Origin of the sequence: uncultured Eubacterium sp. (genome assembly GCF_934525195.1) — a bacterium.
GTDB lineage: Bacteria > Bacillota > Clostridia > Oscillospirales > Acutalibacteraceae > Eubacterium_R.
This window is the reverse complement of the sequence record NZ_CAKSZA010000007.1, coordinates 109,141-125,994: the sequence shown is the minus strand read 5'-3', so window position 1 is coordinate 125,994 and position 16,854 is coordinate 109,141. Positions and strand designations below refer to the sequence as shown.

The window sequence follows — 16,854 nt, the reverse complement described above, 5'->3', positions numbered from 1 at the left end:
CACAAACGAGCAAGACCTCAAAAACTTAATAATCATATCGAGGTGTAACTCAGTTTGGCTAGAGTGCCTGCTTTGGGTGACGAAAGCGACCGCTGCCGGTGGCAGATTAAGGGAGCTTGAGGAAGCGCAGCAAAACAGAGCAATGGACACGGCAGTGTGCAGTGCGACGATTTTGCAAGAGGGCGACCAAAGCACAAACGAGCAAGACCTCAAAAACTTAATAATCATATCGAGGTGTAACTCAGTTTGGCTAGAGTGCCTGCTTTGGGAGCAGGATGCCGCAGGTTCGAGTCCTGTCACCTCGACCAATTCAGCAGGTTTTTTAACCTGCTTTATTTTATGCCAAAAAGCCCCAAAACACCCTATTTATAAGGATTTCAGGACTTTTAAGGTATCGTTGGATAAATGTAAAATACTGTTGCGTTGCACACCTTTTGCACACCCGTTGCACACATTTTTATTTTGTAACAATTAATTCAAACACAAAAGCATTTATTACTTAAAATAAAATCACAACATATAGACATCTTTTGACGCTTATGATATAATTTAAAAAACAATGATTTAATATTTCAAGGTATTATTATGAGCAAATACGAAAAAATCGAATTAACCAATATGTGTATGATTTATGACAACAACGGCAATGTTGTGGTTCAAGATAAAATTAACCAATCTTGGGGTGGTATCACTTTCCCCGGCGGTCATATTGAAAAGCAAGAATCTTTTGTTGATTCTGTCATCAGGGAAGTTAAAGAAGAAACGGGGCTCATCATTAAAAATCCTAAATTATGTGGCATTAAGTGGTGGGAAGTAAAAAGAAACAAACGCTATGTGGTTTTACTTTTTAAAGCCAACGAATACTGCGGAACCTTAAAATCATCCAACGAAGGAAAGGTGTTTTGGACAAAACTTGAAACACTAAAAACCTTGAATCTTGCCGAAAGTTTTGATAAAATAATTGATGTGTTTTGCGAAGATAATGTTCAGGAATACATACAAAGAAAAGACCACGATAAATGGATTGATATATTTAAATAAAAATAAAAAACCGCCGATTTGTGAATATTCACAAATCGGCGGTTTTGTTTAGCCTAATAAATCCGAAAGTTGGTAGGTTGCGAATGTGATTTCGCCGACTTATAGCTTAAAAACTACATATAAACAACTTTTATAATTTTTACTTACTATCATCATTTGCTTTTTTCTGCACAAAGTAGCCTGAAAATGTGCTGACAGTAGGTAAAAGTAAGGATAAAATAAGACTTAAAACTCCGTTAATATGCATCATTTCAAAACAGCAATAAGGAATATTGAAATATATAAGATTGTTATACTCTTTTGCAAAAATTAAAATTCCAAAAACGAGCAGTTGAAGTTCGAGCAAAACAAAACCACTGATAAATTCACTCAATTTTTGCTTGAAACCAATTACAAAAGTGAAAAGTACAAACAAAATAATGAAAACACACAACAAAATTATGTTAAGATGAGTGTTGATATTTTCGGGCACAAATACCGAAAATACAGGAATTGAAAATACGAAGAAAAATACCAAAATCCAATATGTTAGTATAGAAAAAGTGTTTTTGAGTATGGTTTTAGAGAGTGTTTTTGCGTTTGAATTTGTTTTACTCTTGCCGACAAATATATTTTTCTTTTGCAAGCAATAGCCGATAAACACGCTCAAAGGTAATAATAAGGAAAAAACGAGCGCAAAAATTTCATTTAAAAATAAATATTTTGCATTGCCGAAAATGATATTAAATGGAGCAAAAGTTTGATAGAAGTCGCTCGTAAAAATCAAAACAGCAAAAACACCAAGTTGAATTTCAAGCAAAATAAATCCTGTTAAAAATTCTTTCAATTTGCATTTTAAACCGATTAAAATATTGCAAACAATGAAAACCAAACAGGAAATAATACAAGAAAAACTCAAAATGAATTTGTCAGTTTCGGTTGTTGTATTGCTGACAAATGAAAAAACTAATGCAGGCAAAAGCAAAAATATGCCCGCAAATGCCCAATAAGAAACAAAAGGCAGAAAATTTTTAAATAAAGTTTTCATATGAATCACCTGATAAAACATGTGTGATTTAGTATACTTTTTCTATTCTGACTTGTGATGAAATATCATTCAATAATTTGCGGTTCAGTTCTTCAGCCGAAAGGATATATCCGTGCATGCCACTGCAAACCAAAACAGATTTAATATTGTCAAAAATTAAATATCCGATGACGATTTCTCTTGCGAATAAAACACTAATTTGTTCAAGCTTAAATTTATCAACAATTTGAACAAATTTGCCCTGATTGCTCTTAACAAATTCAAAATCAAAATCCACATCACTGCTGTTGTGAAAAGGAGAGTTTTTGTCAATAGGCGCTAAAAACTCATAATAAACATAAACATTACTTTTTTCAGACAATATATTAATGAGATTTTTAAAAGCCGATTCTGCGCCATAATACTCTTTTTTGTCAATATCTCCGTCAAGAAACCCCTGAAAGAATATTTCTTTGTATTCTTCTTCGGTTTGATATTTCTCTGCTTCAAAAAAATAACGAATCAAATCAGGATTATATTCATTTTCTATCTCACAATATTCTGTTGGGTTTTGAATGTTAAGATAATCCGAGGAATATATATATACTCCGCAATATCATCTCCGCTAACATTTTGTTCACTAATATTATTCCAAAAAACATCACTTTGACAAAACACTGCTATCTACTCCTAACAAAACTGTTTTTTACCAAATATATTAAGTGATTTCCACTTTCTCCCGTTTTCATCATAAGTATAACTGTATTTATTATTTGAGTCAACTATACTTTCAAGATTTTTGCCGGCATCTACATCGGCAACGGTATGGTCGCTCACAATATCGGCGAAATAAATATACAAAGCCTTGAAAGTTGGATTAAAATTTACAAAGGCTTTGCTTGGGGCTTTGAGAATGGCAAAAAGTTATAACTAAAAAGAATAACGGCAAGAGGATAAACCGCTTGCCGTTATCTGTTAGTGGAATTTATATTCTAAAAAACTACCATCATATTATTATGAACTGTTTTTTAAACATTTATTTGGTCAAGAACAATATAGTATTCATTTGAATTCTCGGCTTTTAAAAAATACAAAGTTACAGAAGATTTTATGCTTTTATCTTCAAATTGTTGAATTCTTTTATACCATATTACATCTGAATTTTCAAAATTCTTTATCCAAGATATGTTATATTCATAAAAATAGTTTTTTACACTTTCAATCAACTCAATATTCGTATCACAAATTTCAAAATCATCAGGAATGTAATTTATGTTATTATCGTCTGTATTAATAGCATTTAATTTTACTATAAGCAATTCATTATAAAATTTAAATTTGCATGACGAATTAACATTGTTCTTTTTGGTATAGCTATCTACAACATCGAAATTATCTAAATTCAGTCCGGTAATTTGCGCAATATCTGTTTTGTTGATTTTTGTTGCATAATGATTATTCACTTTGTTATATATCATTGCGCCTCCTATTGATATTAGCAGAAAAATCACTATCATAAAGGCAATGATCTTTTTGATTTTCATTAGTTAATTACCACCTTACTAGATTTTCATTTACTAAATAATTCAGTATAGACTGGATAGTTATTGTTTTATTAACTGAGCGTTTTGTTGAATAACAAGTTGTTTTATTTCCGCTCTTTTTGTATAAATACCAACCATACTTTGAAGTAAACTTATGCTGGGATTTTGAAGTGGATTTTACACTGGGATTTGAGGAAACAACCCCATCACTTGCCACTACTATTCCTCCAGGAACTACCTGAGCAAACGCACTTGCTATATTATTGTACATTATGTTTTTTTGTTTTCATATAACTCACTTGCGTGACAAGCTAAAATTATCAAAACTTTTATGCTTTTCTTTTTCAATTTTAATACATTACTTCTGGATAATCCGTTAATAGCACCATTACTACCGTGACAATTTATTACAGCAACACTACAATTATCAGAAGCATCCCATGACTTTTGCAAACTTGAACTATTATTAACAACACTTGTATATGAATAATTTACATTAAAGTAACTTTTTAAATTATTTAATATAACACAAGTTTCATTATAAAAATCACGGATTGTATAAAGGTTAACTTTATGATATTTTTTTGCCGCTGAACCTTGTGAATCCACATTGTTCAAAGGATTATTATTACAATATGCAAATAAATTCATTCCTGCGAATAAACTTTTTGAAAAGAGCAGCATTTTCGCATTGTCAGAATTTATAAATTGTTTTATTTCCGGTGCATAATATCTTGACTGAAGATAATAGTAACTTATTTCATTATCGTAATAGTAACCACGATAGCGGATAGGATTAGTTTTAGCAAGTATAGTATCTGCAAGTGTTACATTTCCCCATTCATTATATTCATAGTTGCCTATGACTGTGCCAGCGGTATCAGTAATTGCAATAACATCACCCATTTGGTTTGTCAAGTAGAAATACTGAATACCGTTATAGATAAATCCAAGAGGGAAACCATTAGTATCATACTGGAAATGCATTGTGTTCGTTCCGTCAGTCTGCGAAAGAATTACACCGTCTTTTGTATTGTAATAAGTTGTTTTGCCGTTTATAGTCTTTGATGTTCTGATACCTGTTTCATCATAAGTATAACTGTATTTGTTGTTCCCGTCAACTATACTTTCAAGATTTCTGCCGGCATCTACATCGGCAACGGTATGGTCGCTCACAATATCGGCGAAATAAAAATACAAAGCCTTGAAAGCTGGGTGAAAGATTTCAAAGGCTTTGAATGGGGAAATAATGAAATATATGGCTAAAAATAAAGCAGACAACTGTTACGATGTCTGCTTTGAGTCAATAAGGAAAAATTATTTTCTTGTGTTCTTTATTTTGTTAAATAGAAGCTGTTTTCATAGTAAGTTTTAGGCTCTAAAATATTCGCTATCTCATTTATTTTCGGCTTTATTTGAAGTGAAAGGTAATTGTTAATGATTTTTTTGATATTATCTTCATATAAAAAAGTTTTATTAAAGTAATCTAAATGCTTTTCTACAAATTCATGATCATCAAAAAATATTGCAAGGACAATTGCACTTTCGTAATCAAACAAATCATCATTTATCAGGGCATTTAAAAAGCCTTGTATTTGATGATGCGAACTGTAACCGTTAACAAACAAATCGTAAAGCATTAAATTATAGCTAAAAATAATATTGTCGTTCGAATTATTCATTTTAAGAATTTTTTTCTGTAATTCAAACGCTTTTTTCAACTTATTTAGCTTAAAATTTGCGTATGCAATATTGTTCAGAACTACATCACTATTTAAATTAACCGCTGTTTCAGTCATATTAGCAATTGTTTGATAATCGTTATCTCGTTCTAAGCAAGCAATTTGCAGGGCTAATGCATTAGTAATATCGGGATGATTGTAATAAGAACTTATCAAAAGATTTTTTCCGAGTTTTTGACAGTCGTCAGAATTTAGTTTAACGGACACCCCCAAATCATCAACATCACATAAAAAAGTCCCTAAATCACTAATGGATTTAAAATCAAAATTATCAACTAAATTTCTAATCAAAATATCTGCTAACTTGTAATTTTGTTTATTAGAAACAGCATCCATATACTCTTCTTTTATAGTCATTATATATTATCGCCTCCTGAATTTTATCTCCGCTAACATTTTGTCCACTAATATTATTCCAAAAAACATCACTTTGACAAAACACTGCTATCTACTCCTAACAAAACTGTTTTTTACCAAAACAGGGCTTTTGCCCTAATTATTTAGATAATGTTGAAAGTCTTTATATTAAATGAAAAGAGAATTCTTTTTTGAAAAGTTTTGGGTTTCTTTATCATTTGGTTTTAGAGTTATTATTTTTATTTCTTCATCATTAATCAAATATTGGTTTAGCCATTCTATGGTCATTGAAAAAATCTGACTTGGTCCTGAGCAATCATCATAGTTTATTAAACTGTTATTTGTACCATCGTTCAAATTCATTATACAATCCTTTTCTGAGTTCCTTTTCGGCAATATCCGGAGTCTTGATAATTGTATAAAACATATCGAATTCTAATTTTATTATCATATTATACCTTTTTTAATCTTATATGCTGTTCCATTCGTCATATATACTCAGACTGTCATTAACAAAATCTTCGATTGAATAAGAATCTTTCAATAAATTCTCATCACTGAAAATTGCTATGTATCTAAAATCATTTTTAATAACAGTAAGAGCGTAACTTACAGAATTACCGTCAAGGTCATAATAAAGAGTATATTTTCCTTTTTCAACCTTATTTTTAAATGAATACTCGCTTTCGTCAATTATTTCAAAATCATCATTAAAAAAGCTATATTTGCCCTGTTGATATGAGCACAAAAACCTTATATCTTGATTATTATCTATATAATGTTTTTCTAAATATCCGGCTTTTGCAATAGGATTGTCAACACAAATATAATATGAATCCAAATCAGAAATAACACCCGAATATTCATCATCAAACGATAAATTGACATCGGAAACATTTTTTACCTTTTGTGTGGCTGCCGGAATGGCACCAACAAGTTGAAAACAAAAAATAAATACAAGAGGAATAATAATTATTCTTTTGACAGAAGAGTTATCTGTATTTTTATTTTTTAAATTTATAATTTCAGAAACTATACAAATGATTGTTATGATATTAAAAACTATCAGTAATAAAAAGAACAAATAACCCGCAAACGAAAGATACAAATCATTCAGAAATTCGAATCCGACATACAGTTGAACAGGAATTTTTATTTTTGTAACATACATGTATACCAATATCATGCAAACGATATTCAACAGTAATTGTATTGTTAAGCAAATTATTGTTGAACTCTTTTTAAGCGTCATATTTTTTACTCTCCCGTCTATATGTTTTTAACCGATGAAATCAGAGTTCTTGAAATGTCGGTGCGTGGTAGCCTTGGTGGTCGAGTTCCTGCGCCTCGCAATAGCGTTTTGCCACGCTTAAAGCATTGCCGTACAATGTAAACTGCTTTGACACAAACGAGCCTTCATTTGCGGAAACTGCGCCGAATGCCATTGAGCAAATTCGTCTTACGGAATCGGGAACGGTTGCGCTGTCGAGATTTTTGCAATCGAGGAATGCAAGTTCACCGATGAACACAAGACCTTTGTTCAGCTTTACGCTCTTAATATTTTTCGCACCTGCAAAAGCGTACGGAGCGATATATCTCACGCTGTTTGGCAAGGAATAAGCCGTGCGTGATGATGCAGACGGATAAACGATAATCTCCGACTTTTTCTTGTTAAAGAGCACTCCCGATGTTGCAGAGAAATACTTGCTGTCGTTGTTGACCTTGATTTTTTCAAGTTTCTTGTTGCCTAAAAATGCTTGATTGCCGATATATTTCACATTTTTAGGAACGGTCACAGTCTTTAATTTTGAATTCTTAAACGCTGTGTCGCCGATATTCTTGAGGCTTGACGGCAAAGCGATTTTTTCAAGTTTTGACTTTCTGTCGCCAAAATCAAACGCACCGTCGGCAATAACAGTTGTTCCGTTTTTAACCTTTACGCTCTTTTTGCCGTAAACACCCTCGCAAAGATATTTGCCGATGTATTTTGCGTTTGAAACGGTTTTTGCATTGTTTTTGTAGAACTTTGTGCCTTTGAATGCGTCTTTGCCGATTCGCTCAATTCTTTTGCCGAGTGTGATTTTTGCAATATTCTTGCTGTTTGAAAAAGCTTCTTTGCCAACAAATCTCACGCTGTTCGGTAAGGTAACGGTTTTGATTTTGCCGTTTGATGACACAACTTGTGGCATAACGGCGCCGTCGGCAATTCCGATTGTTCCGTCTTTTACAGCAAGTTTTTTGCCGTACTTGTCCGAATCACAGGCAACAAGGTACTTGCCGATATACACAACATTCTTCGATTTCATCTTGCTGCTAAATATTTTTGTGTTGTAAAACGCATTGAGACCTATGCTTCTCATCTTTGTGCCGAGTGACACAGAAGCAAGATTTTCGCAATTCTCAAATGCCCCCAAACCGATTTTTACAACACCGTTCGGCAAAGTTACCTTTTTGATTGCCTTGTTTGAATTGAAAGCATTATCACCGATTTCGCTAACCGTAAGTCCGTTTATTTTGCTTGGAACATCAAGGTTTTCGGCACTGCCGTAATATTTTGTGAGGCAAGCGGAATTTGCAGAAATCTGCAAAAATTCCCAATCTCCCGATTTTTCGTTCCAACAAAATTCACCTGTTTCCTTGTTGTCAATCCACGGAGTTGATGCGTTTGCCACAATGCCAACACCCATACACGACAACGCAATGATGACGGATAATAAAATGCTCAATATCTTTTTCATAAAAGCACCTCCGAATTATAACCATTTGAGCATACATTTTATACTCATATTTTATATGCTTTTCAATTTTATAATATCATATTAATATACTATATTCAATATCAAAACGAGCTCTCCTTGAAACAAGGAGAGCTCGGCGTGTCGAAAAAGTATTTTCGACACGCTGTAGGCTGTTGAGAAAGGTTCTGAATTTCGTTTTCTTGCGAAGGAAGATGTATATAAATACCTCGACTGAGCAAAAAACGAAAAACGCAAAAATGCTGTAAGTTCGATACTTACAGCATTTTTAAAACCCCTCCGTCAACACTTCGTGTTGCCACCTCCCCTTTCCTAAATGGGAGGCATAATTCGGTTGATTATATTTTGGTGTGCTTCAGAGACTTTATCGACAGTCTGAGCTCTCCTTGTTTTAAGGAGAGCTTGTTGTTTGTTTATTATTCGCGAGAAACAAGGTCAGAATGGTAATCTTTCATTGTAACCTTTTCCTTTTCGTTGATTGGCTTGTATTTTTCTTGATAGTAGTTTTCAAGTGTGCGGTCATATGTTCCGTCAGGATGAACTTCCATAACAGCACAACCACGCTGTAGACCGTATTGATAAATGCCCATATATGCAAGATAGTCAACGGTGTATGAATAGCCAAGCTGGATGCCGTCATACATAAATGAAATGTTGTTTGTATGGTCGTGACCAAAGAATACGCCCTTTGTTGAGCCAAGTTCTTTAATCTTGTCGAACATACCTTCGTTCTTGTCACTTGCGTAAACAACCTTGCCTGATTCACCGGTCTTGCCGTAAACATATTTTACTCTGTCGGTGTCTTTGAAGCCGTTGTCACGATATTCATAATATGCAGTTTGCATTTCCTGAATAGGAATGTGGAAGAACATCATTGATTTTGGAACTTCTCCGCCGTTTTCTTCGGTGAATGCCTTAACGTTCTTTTCGTACCAATCGATTTGGTTCTTATGGATGCAGTCATACTTCCACAATGCGCCGAAGTAGTCGCCGTCTGTGTATGAGTGAGAGTCTATCATAAAGAATACCTGAGAAATTTTGCCTGCGCTGTTCTTGACCTTGATAGGGTAGTTACCGTAGCCGTCAACATCTTCAGGACCTGATTGGAAGAGGCAGTGAGGATATTTTTCTGTGTTGCCGTAAATCTTTGAAATGTCGGCTCTGTTGAAGAAACTGTAAGCTTCTGTGTCGTGGTTACCGTATGTAAGGCACCAATAAACGCCCATCTTTTCCATAAGGTTTGCAAAGATTTTTGCAGCGTTCTTGTTGTTGAGTGTGCCTGATTGGAAAGGCACAGGATAGCCGATGTCACCCGTAACGACAACAAGGTCAGGCTTTTCGGCTCTCACCATTGCTTCAACAGCGTTGGCAGCCATAATGTCTTTCTTTGTGCTCATAAAGCCTGCGCCGATATGAACGTCCGAAAGCTGAACAACCTTGAAATCATCATCGGTTGTAAATGTGTAGTAGCCGTCTTTTTCGTCTACCGCAGGTTTGAGCTGATTGTCATATTCAACAGCTTTGATTGTTGAAATGAAGTTGTTTGTGGACTTAACGGAAATAGCGTTCATTGTTGCAATGATAGCTGCGATAACTGCAATAACAATCACAATCCACATAACTATTTTTCCGAAAATTGCCCATTTTTGTTTAGCCGTTTTCTTCGGCTTTTTTGTTTTTGTTTTAGCCATGATTAAACCCCTTTAAAATTTGACTTTTAATATTTATATTTAATTGTTAATTAAATATCTGCTTTGTTCGATAATATTTTTGACAGCAGAAACGGTAACTGCCGCGCCGATAATTATGGCGAACACTCCGTCTGCCGCAAAATTTATCTTTGTGATTAAAAACAGTCCCATAAGTGCAAAAATGGTTGTTGCACAGTCAAGAAAACTGTCGAGCACCATTGCTTTGAGGACAGGTGAGCCTGCTTTTTTGTTGAAGTAAATGTACATAAGCGCCATAAGCACCTTCGCAAAAACAGTTGCAATGATGATGTACGAATATTCAATGCTGTACGCAATTCTCAACGGATACAAAAGTCGGTTGAGACCGTTGTACATAAAGTAAGCGCCTGTGGTTGCTATTATCAATGAGATAACGAAAGTGCAAAGGCTCTGCACCTTATGTGATTTTAACTCGCTGACCTTGCGTGCAAGGAAGAAGCCGAGAACGGCTATCAGGCACGCAAAAGTGTCGCCGAGATTGTTGATTGCATCACAGTAAATGGAAAGACTGTTTGTGCTGATTCCCACATAGAATTTTGCGAGAAACAATAATAGATTGAATACAGCGCCGAGGGAAACCGCTGTCAGTCCTGCTTTATTCATTATCTGAGCTGTGTTCCGGCAGGGAGGTCAACAAAGACAACCTTAACATCGTTGTCGCTTACATCACCGGCAAGGAGCATACCGTTGCTTATTTCTCCGCAGAGTTTTGCAGGCTTGAGGTTTGCAACAATGATTACATTCTTGCCGATAAGTTCCTCAGGCTTGTACCATGGAGCGATGCCAGATACGATTTGGCGAGGCTCGTGTGTGCCGTCATTGACGATAAGTTTGAGAAGTTTCTTTGCCTTTTTGATTGGTTCACATTCGGTGATAGTTGCCACACGAAGCTCAACTTTTGCAAAATCGTCAAATTCGATTTGTGCAAGTCCCTCGATTTCTTTTGGCTTTGCGGCTTCTTCCGCTTTTGCTGCGGCTTCTTGCTTTTCTGCGATTTCAGCAAGCATTTTTTCGGCGTCGATTCTTGCAAAAAGAGCTTCAGCCTTGCCGACTTTTTCGCCTACTTTGAGTGCACCGAAGTTTGCAAGCGAATCGTAATCCTTGATGTCGCAGTTCATTTGAGCGAAGATTTTTTCGCCGGTTTCAGGCATAAACGGACTGAGAAGAACAGCGATATATCTTATTGCTTCAAGGAGATTGTAAAGCACTGTGCCGAGGCGAGGAAGCGATGCTTCGTCTTTTGCAAGTGCCCACGGAGTTGTTTCGTCAATATATTTGTTAGAGCGCTTTGCAAGGTTGAGAACAGCCTCAACCGCATCTGCAACACGGTAGGTTTCAAAGCATTTTTCAATCTTTTTAACGGTGTCGAGTGCAAATGTTTTCAGCTCGTCATCAACAGGTTCTGCAACATCGCCCGGTTGAATAACGCCGTCAAAATACTTGTTCTGCATTGCAATAGTTCTGTTAACAAGATTGCCAAAGGTGTTGGCAAGGTCAGAATTATAGCGCTCGATAATTGTTTCGTAAGTGATAGAACCGTCAGAAGCGTAAGGCATTTCGGACACAAGGTAGTATCTTACAGCATCAACGCCGAGAAGTTCAACAAGGTCGTCCGCATAGATAACATTGCCTCTTGATTTGCTCATTTTATCCTCACCAAAGAGAAGCCAAGGATGACCGAAAACCTGCTTCGGAAGTGGCTCACCGAGAGCCATAAGCATAATAGGCCAATAAATTGTGTGGAATCGAACAATATCCTTGCCGATGATGTGAACATCGGCAGGCCAATACTTTTTGTATTCGTCTGACGAACCGTCAGGGTCGTAGCCGATAGCCGTGATATAGTTTGAAAGTGCGTCAATCCAAACATAAACAACATGGTCAGGGTCAAAGTCAACAGGGATGCCCCATTTGAAGCTTGTTCTTGAAACGCAAAGATCCTGCAAGCCCGGTTTGATGAAGTTGTTGAGCATTTCTTTCTTTCTTGCTTCGGGATAAATGAAGTTTTCGTTTTGCTCAATGAAATCTTCAAGACGCTTTTGATATTTTGAAAGTTTGAGGAAGTATGCTTCTTCTTTGGCAGGTTTTACTTCTCTGCCGCAGTCAGGGCATTTGCCGTCAACAAGCTGACTTTCTGTCCAGAAGCTTTCGCACGGTGTGCAGTATAAGCCCTCGTAGTGGCCTTTGTAAATGTCGCCCTGTTCGTAGAGCTTTTTGAATATCTTTTGCACGATTCTTTCGTGCTGTTCATCTGTTGTGCGGATGAAACGGTCATAGCTTGTGTTCAAAAGGTCGCAAATGTCACGGATTTCGCTTGACACCTTGTCAACGTATTCCTTTGGTGTTACGCCTGCGGTTTCTGCGTATTCTTCGATTTTTTGACCGTGCTCGTCTGTGCCGGTGAGCATAAACACATCATAGCCTTGAAGTCGCTTGTATCTTGCGATTGCATCGGTCAGCACGATTTCGTAGCTGTTGCCGATGTGGGGCTTGCGAGATGTGTATGCTATGGCTGTTGTAATGTAAAATTTTCCTTTGTTTGCCATTATATTTTCTCCTGTTTAACAGTTATTTTATAAAACTTTAATATTTGAAATTACGCCTGTTTTCAAATTCTTTTCGTTTGCTCTGCCCGTTTTCAAATCAACGGTGATAACAGATGTGATTGTGTGCTTGTCCGGATTTGTGAAAACCGAAAAGTAAGCAATGTCGCCGTTGTTGTTAGGGTTGTAGTCGTAAAAATAGTTAATCCACTTTTCAGGGTAATTGGCTTGAAGATTTCTGAGTGCCATAGATTCTGTTAAAGCATAATCATCAAATGAATCTTCGGGTAAAACAGTTGCTCCTGACGAGGAAGCTGTTGTATAAGTTGTTGTACCCTCGTAATGCTTGGTGGTTGTTTCGCCTTTTTTTGTGGTTTCGGTTACCTTTTCGGTGACATCGTGGCCTTTTTTGTCGGTTACGGTTTCACCCTTTTTGTTTGTAACTTTTTCATATGCGGCTGTCGTTTCGATTTTTTTGCCGTTGATGTTTGTAACATAGTAAGGCTTTGTCGGCTTTTCTTTTACCTTCTTTGCTTTCTTGCTTTTCTTGGCTGTGGTTGCGACTGCAACATCACCTGTTGCTTCGCTTCTGTTTGCAGTAACAACTTCTCCGTTTGAATTTGTTACCGTCTGCTCCTGTGATGACGGATTGACATATTCACCGTCAGGCTTTTTGTCTTTAGAAGAACAGCCTGCAACAGTGATGGTTATTGTTGAAGCAAGTGCAAGAGAGATGATTGCTTTTGTTTTGTTTTTCATTTTTATCACCTTGAATAGAATTGTGCTATATAACGATGATTTGCTTTGCTTTAATTTGAATAACAATTGTGCTCAAAGTGCTTTATCTCAAATCAAGGATGCTGCACCCTTGTCGAGCATAAGTGTTACATCTTTGTGGAACTGAAGCACCGATGCAGGGCACTGAGGAGTAACATTTCCGTCAATAAGTTGCTTGATTGCCTTTGCCTTGTTCTCGCCGATTGCGATGATAAGGATACGCTTCGCCTGCATAATTGAACCGATACCCATTGTTGCGGCGTGGGTAGGAACTTCCTCTATTGAATTGAAAAATCTTGAATTGTCCTTGATTGTGCTTTCTTTAAGAGCAACAACATGGCTCCATCTTTGGAAAGAATCGGCAGGCTCGTTGAATGCAATGTGACCGTTTGAACCGATGCCGAGAAGCTGAATGTCGATTCCGCCGCACTTCTTGATTCTTTCTTCGTAAGCCTTACATTCTGCATCCATATCCTCGGCGTTGCCGTTGAGGAAGTTGATGTTTTCATCAGGAATGTTGATGTGGTCAAAAAGATTTTCGTACATAAAGCTGTGGTAGCTGTTCTTGTCTTTTACATCAAGGTTGCAATATTCATCAAGATTAAAGGTTGTTACCTTTGAAAAATCAACCGCACCGTCTTGATAAAGCTTAATCATATGCGCATATGGTTTGAGTGGTGTTGAGCCTGTTGCAAGTCCCAATACACTGTCAGGCTTTTGCAAAACTTGACCGCACATATAGTATCCTGCGGCGATTCCTATTTGTTCTTCTGTGTCAAATGTAAGTACATTCATTTTTGAATATCTCCTTAAAACTTTTTATCTTCATTTTTTTGTTTTTTATGCTCAATTATCTTGCCGATAATCAAAATCAAAATTGACAATATTAAAGCACCCGTGATGACGCCTGCGGTGTCGAGTGCCCAGTCGCTGAATTGACAGCTCCTGCCGTCAACGAATATCTGATGAATTTCGTCAGTTCCCGCATATGCCGAGCCTATGCCTGCTCCAAGCGGAAAATTTTGCTTGCCGTTTGTAAAATACAAGGCGGTGTTTGTTAAAAATCCAAGCCCTGCAAATTCTGTAAAATGAGCAAATTTTCTAACCATATGTTCGGTTATTGCTTCGGTGTGAAACAGCCGTTGCAAAAACAGAGTCACAACGGAACTTTGACCTGCCGACTGATTTGCCGGTCTTGACGAAAAGTAAAATATCGTTGCCATACAAATTGCCGTTAATATCCAAAATATAACGGCAACTGTTTTGCTTCGATTATTCTCTTGTTGCATTTACAAAGCTCACCCTTCCTGTTCCGGGGTGGAACTGAATGTTTTTAACTCCGTTTGCTGCGGCATAGTAACTGCTCTCATATATCATAGGATAAAGAGCATATGTGTCAAGAATTGTTTGCTCCGCTTGCTTCAAATATTTTGATGCAGAGGCAAGAGTGCTTTGACTTTGCGCTTTTTTGATGAGTGAGTCAACTTTTTTTGAATTGATGTCCGTTATGCCGTCGCTTGAAATTTGGCTGATGAACGACAATGCGCTGTTGCCCGTTGCGGTGAATGGCAAAAATGCAACATCATAGGTGTTCTTGGCAATTTCGCTTCTTATCTCTTCTTCGGTCATAGTCTTAACTTTGAGGGTTAAGGTGACGGCGTTGCCCTTTGAATTTGTTAAATAAGCACCGAGACCTGCCTGAATTCCTTGCAAAAGCATTTTGACGTAATTTTCCATATAGTCGGGAGTCAGCACGGTAACGGATATATCCGTTGTTTCAAGTATATCAAGTGCTTTTTTCCAGTCGGCAACGCTCTTTTTTTGATTTTGAGGTGCAACTGTGTTGCCCATAGCTTTGACGGCGTTGTTGCCGTTGATAACGCATGAGGACGGCGTGAGGTTTGTTGCGGTTGTCAGATAATCCTTGTCAAAATTTTTTGGTTTGCTGAATCCCTCACAAAACGCCTTGCGCATAGTTTTTGATTGGAATACCTCGTCATTTGTGTTGAACACAAAGCCCCAAGTGGTGTCTTGATAAGCGGTGTAGGTGACGCCGCTGTTTTTCTTGACTTTGTCGTTGTCCTTGCCCGTGATGAAAGCAGCGTCATAGTATCCGCTTTCAAGTTTTGAAACAAGGTCGTTGTTGTCCTCGTCGTTTTTGTCGGGGATTTTGAGTGTAAGTTCTGTTGCCGTTGCAGGTGACGGACCCGTGTATTCTTTGTTTTTTTTCAAAAGATATGAGGCGTCAAGAATTTGGCTGACATAAAACTGACCGTTGAACAGCGTGTATTTGCCCTCCAAACCGTATCTGCCTTTTGTGGCAACAAAGAATTGCTCGTTGCACGGCATTGCAACAGCCGATGCAAGGGTTTGCATAAAGGTGTCGTCCCTGTGTTCAAGCGTAATAGTCAGGGTGTAGTCATCGTTTGCAACCGCACCGAGTTCGGTAGGGAGCACCGCACCTGTGTGGATTTTGTTTGCGTTTTTTATGCACGAAACCGATGCAAACTGCGGGCAATCGGTGTAGTAATAAACCGCTCTCCTCAACGCAAACACAAAGTCGTGAGCCGTAATGTCGGGATTGAATTCATATCCGAGCATTTGTAGGCGAGAGTCAATGAATTTGCCCTTGTTTTCGCCTTTTTCATATTTGTCGGTGCTGATGTTCCACTTCATACCTTTGCGAATGTGGAACACATAGGTTAAACCGTCATCGCTGATTTCCCATTTTTCAGCCATACCGGGAATAACCATTCCGTCGTCGTTGATTCTGATTAATCCCTCAAAAGTATTTTCAATAATCAAGAATTCATCGGCGGTCGAAGCAACCTGAGGGTCGTAGCTGTTGACATTTGCACCAAACGGATAAATAAAATCTATTGCTTCTTGCTTGTTTTTGCAACCTGAAAACAGGGAAATCACAAGCAATAATGATATTAATATAGATAAAATCTTTTTCATTATAAATATAATTCCTTAAAAGAATAGTTACATTATAGCAGATTAATTACATTATTTCAATATAGAAATTGTTGTCAACGCAATATTTTTTCTTTGGGCAATACTGACTATTTTTGATAAAATATTTTGGACAATACTACAAAACACGTGGCACAGTTGGAAGAAAATGTGTACTGTATATTGAAACCCGCTTGATTACTGAATTTGCAAATTTTTTGTAATATTTTTAATTTTTTCTTGACTTTAATTATTTATTAGTGTAGAATGTCATCACGATTATATACTGGCAGTATGCGTCTTTATGTCCGGCTATTATATAAGCTATATATTAAAGACAAACGGCAGATTTTTGTCAAGCATCGCCGGTTTATGTATTGCAAATAAGAAACGAATGGAG

15 protein-coding genes and 1 tRNA gene are annotated in these 16,854 nt (G+C 36.9%); 2 read left to right on the top strand and 14 right to left on the bottom strand.

What is annotated here, in order from left to right; all coding sequences use genetic code 11:
- Window positions 1-230: 230 nt before the first annotated feature.
- Both Q0E03_RS08090 and Q0E03_RS08085 read left to right on the top strand, forming a co-directional pair.
- Window positions 231-308 (top strand) — tRNA-Pro (locus tag Q0E03_RS08090).
- A gap of 277 nt (window positions 309-585) precedes the next feature.
- Window positions 586-1,041, top strand: a complete 456-nt coding sequence (locus Q0E03_RS08085; RefSeq protein ID WP_297131439.1) for an 8-oxo-dGTP diphosphatase — start codon at window positions 586-588, stop codon at window positions 1,039-1,041.
- A gap of 1,055 nt (window positions 1,042-2,096) precedes the next feature.
- Here Q0E03_RS08085 and Q0E03_RS08080 read toward each other — a convergent pair.
- From Q0E03_RS08080 to Q0E03_RS08015, 14 genes are all read right to left on the bottom strand, one after another.
- A complete protein-coding gene (locus Q0E03_RS08080; RefSeq protein ID WP_297131436.1) occupies window positions 2,097-2,573 on the bottom strand; it encodes a hypothetical protein in 477 nt (158 codons plus the stop codon).
- Window positions 2,574-2,737: 164 nt separating this feature from the next.
- Window positions 2,738-2,908, bottom strand: a complete 171-nt coding sequence (locus Q0E03_RS08075) for a hypothetical protein (protein ID WP_297131433.1) — start codon at window positions 2,906-2,908, stop codon at window positions 2,738-2,740.
- A 167-nt stretch (window positions 2,909-3,075) separates the two neighbouring features.
- A complete protein-coding gene (locus Q0E03_RS08070; RefSeq protein ID WP_297131430.1) occupies window positions 3,076-3,591 on the bottom strand; it encodes a hypothetical protein in 516 nt (171 codons plus the stop codon).
- A gap of 270 nt (window positions 3,592-3,861) precedes the next feature.
- Complete coding sequence (locus tag Q0E03_RS08065; RefSeq protein WP_297131427.1) at window positions 3,862-4,872, bottom strand: RHS repeat domain-containing protein; 1,011 nt, start codon at window positions 4,870-4,872, stop codon at window positions 3,862-3,864.
- 53 nt (window positions 4,873-4,925) lie between these two features.
- Complete coding sequence (locus tag Q0E03_RS08060) at window positions 4,926-5,690, bottom strand: hypothetical protein (RefSeq protein WP_290913206.1); 765 nt, start codon at window positions 5,688-5,690, stop codon at window positions 4,926-4,928.
- A gap of 469 nt (window positions 5,691-6,159) precedes the next feature.
- Complete coding sequence (locus tag Q0E03_RS08055; protein ID WP_297131424.1) at window positions 6,160-6,942, bottom strand: hypothetical protein; 783 nt, start codon at window positions 6,940-6,942, stop codon at window positions 6,160-6,162.
- Between the two features lie 40 nt (window positions 6,943-6,982).
- Window positions 6,983-8,428, bottom strand: coding sequence for a leucine-rich repeat domain-containing protein (locus tag Q0E03_RS08050; protein ID WP_297131421.1), 1,446 nt, complete (start codon window positions 8,426-8,428; stop codon window positions 6,983-6,985).
- Between the two features lie 434 nt (window positions 8,429-8,862).
- The gene (locus tag Q0E03_RS08045) at window positions 8,863-10,137 is read right to left on the bottom strand and encodes a metallophosphoesterase (protein ID WP_297131418.1); all 1,275 of its coding nucleotides are present in this window, start codon (window positions 10,135-10,137) and stop codon (window positions 8,863-8,865) included.
- 39 nt (window positions 10,138-10,176) lie between these two features.
- Window positions 10,177-10,779, bottom strand: coding sequence for a cation diffusion facilitator family transporter (locus tag Q0E03_RS08040; protein ID WP_297131416.1), 603 nt, complete (start codon window positions 10,777-10,779; stop codon window positions 10,177-10,179).
- Window positions 10,779-12,722 (bottom strand): methionine--tRNA ligase, encoded by a 1,944-nt coding sequence (gene metG / locus Q0E03_RS08035; RefSeq protein ID WP_297131414.1) that lies wholly within the window; start codon window positions 12,720-12,722, stop codon window positions 10,779-10,781. Before metG ends, Q0E03_RS08040 begins: the two co-directional genes overlap by 1 nt.
- Before the next feature lie 27 nt (window positions 12,723-12,749).
- Complete coding sequence (locus Q0E03_RS08030; protein ID WP_297131411.1) at window positions 12,750-13,478, bottom strand: hypothetical protein; 729 nt, start codon at window positions 13,476-13,478, stop codon at window positions 12,750-12,752.
- Window positions 13,479-13,565: 87 nt separating this feature from the next.
- Complete coding sequence (nagB, locus tag Q0E03_RS08025; RefSeq protein ID WP_297131408.1) at window positions 13,566-14,291, bottom strand: glucosamine-6-phosphate deaminase; 726 nt, start codon at window positions 14,289-14,291, stop codon at window positions 13,566-13,568.
- 14 nt (window positions 14,292-14,305) lie between these two features.
- A complete protein-coding gene (locus Q0E03_RS08020; RefSeq protein ID WP_297131404.1) occupies window positions 14,306-14,785 on the bottom strand; it encodes a VanZ family protein in 480 nt (159 codons plus the stop codon).
- The gene (locus tag Q0E03_RS08015) at window positions 14,769-16,457 is read right to left on the bottom strand and encodes an ABC transporter substrate-binding protein (RefSeq protein WP_297131401.1); all 1,689 of its coding nucleotides are present in this window, start codon (window positions 16,455-16,457) and stop codon (window positions 14,769-14,771) included. Before Q0E03_RS08015 ends, Q0E03_RS08020 begins: the two co-directional genes overlap by 17 nt.
- Between the last annotated feature and the right edge of the window lie 397 nt (window positions 16,458-16,854).